This is a genomic window from uncultured Campylobacter sp., from assembly GCF_937949835.1.
Taxonomy (GTDB): domain Bacteria; phylum Campylobacterota; class Campylobacteria; order Campylobacterales; family Campylobacteraceae; genus Campylobacter_B.
The window spans coordinates 1-1,587 of record NZ_CALEDC010000050.1 but is presented as its reverse complement, the minus strand read 5'-3'; the positions used below and the strand labels follow the sequence as shown (position 1 = coordinate 1,587).

At 54.7% G+C, this 1,587-nt stretch carries 3 protein-coding genes; all 3 read left to right on the top strand.

Features of this window, described 5'->3' with window-relative positions; genetic code table 11:
* Positions 1–384, top strand: a 384-nt coding sequence (locus tag Q0256_RS01135; protein ID WP_297959254.1) for a polysaccharide biosynthesis protein, incomplete at its 5' end; no start/stop codon positions are given.
* Complete coding sequence (gene hisH / locus Q0256_RS01130; RefSeq protein WP_297959253.1) at positions 381–1,106, top strand: imidazole glycerol phosphate synthase subunit HisH; 726 nt, start codon at positions 381–383, stop codon at positions 1,104–1,106. The genes Q0256_RS01135 and hisH, both read left to right, overlap by 4 nt.
* A partial coding sequence (locus Q0256_RS01125) for a HisA/HisF-related TIM barrel protein (RefSeq protein ID WP_297959251.1) occupies positions 1,106–1,587 on the top strand: 482 nt, incomplete at its 3' end. The genes hisH and Q0256_RS01125, both read left to right, overlap by 1 nt.

The window sequence follows — 1,587 nt, the reverse complement described above, 5'->3', positions numbered from 1 at the left end:
AGCGAGGCGTGCCAGCTGGTGCTTCAAGCGGCCTCCATCGCGCAGGGCGGCGAGCTTTTCGTGCTGGATATGGGCGAGCCCGTAAAGATTGCCGATCTTGCCAAGCGAATGCTGCAGCTTGCCGGCAAGGAGGAGCTTGGCATTAAATTTGTAGGTCTGCGTCCCGGCGAGAAGCTTTACGAGGAGCTTTTGATCGACGAAAACGACAAGAGCACGAAGTATCAATCCATCTTTGTAACCCACTCTGCAAAATACGACTTGCAGGAGCTAAGCTCGCAGATCGAGGAGCTTTCGGAGTGCGAGGACGCGCAGGTCGCGGATAAGCTAAAGCGTATCGTGCCCGAGTTTTCGCACCGATTGAATGATATGAAGGGCACGGCTTGATCGGTATCGTGGATTACGGCGCGGGCAATATCCAAAGCGTGATGAACGCGCTTAGCTTTTGCGGCGCTAAATTTTGCCTCGCGCGCAGCCCCGAGGAGCTTTTGAGCTGCGATAAGGCTCTACTTCCAGGCGTGGGCGCATTCGGCGAGGCGATGGATAGGCTTCGCGCAAGCGGTATGGACGCCGCGATTAAAGAATTCGTCGCGAGCGGCAGATATTTTTTAGGCATCTGCCTAGGGATGCAGCTTCTGTTCGAGCAAAGCGAGGAATTTGGCGCGCGCAGCGGGCTTGAAATTTTGCCCGGTCGCGTCGTGAAATTTGACAAAACGAAATTTAATATTCGGGGGGCGGAATCTGGGTCCGAGGATATTAAATTTAGATCGGGCGGGGCGGAATTTAATCCAGACGGGGCAGAGCCTAGCGAGCGCTGCGGGCAAAATTCCACTTGCGCCGAAAGTCTAAAGATCCCGCACGTCGGCTGGAACAGCGCGCATTTTATCAAGCGCTCGCCGATAAATGCGGGCCTAGGCGAGTTTGAGTATCTGTATTTCGTGCACTCCTACCACGTCCTTTGCGCGCGCGAGATCACGCTTGCGACCACGTTTTACGGCTATGAGTTTGCAAGCGCGATCTGGCGCGAAAACGTATTCGCCTTTCAGCCGCATCCCGAAAAAAGCCACGATGCTGGCATAAAAATCATTAAAAATTTTACGGAGCTGTGATGGAGATTTTCCCTGCGATCGATCTGAAACAAGGATGCGCCGTGCGCCTTAGCAAGGGCGAGATGCAAAGCGCAAAAATTTATTCCAAAGACCCCTGCGAGCTAGCCAAAAAATTTGAAGATCTCGGCGCTAAATGGCTGCATCTGGTTGATCTCGACGGCGCGTTTGCGGGCGAGGCGGTAAATTTCAAAGCGATCGAGCGGATCGTAAAAAGCACGCGCCTGCGCGTAGAAGTGGGCGGCGGCATCCGCGACGAAGCGCGCATAAAGCAGTATTTGAGCTTAGGCGTCGATAGATTTATCCTAGGTTCGGCGGCGCTTAAAAACCCGGATTTCGTAAGGGGGATGGCGAAGCTTTACCGCATCGTCGTGGGCATAGACGCAAAAGAGGGGCTCGTAGCGACCGAGGGCTGGGCGGAGCTAAGCCGCGTAAAAGCGACCGATTTGGCGCAAGACTACGCGGACGCGGGCGTTTGCGCGAT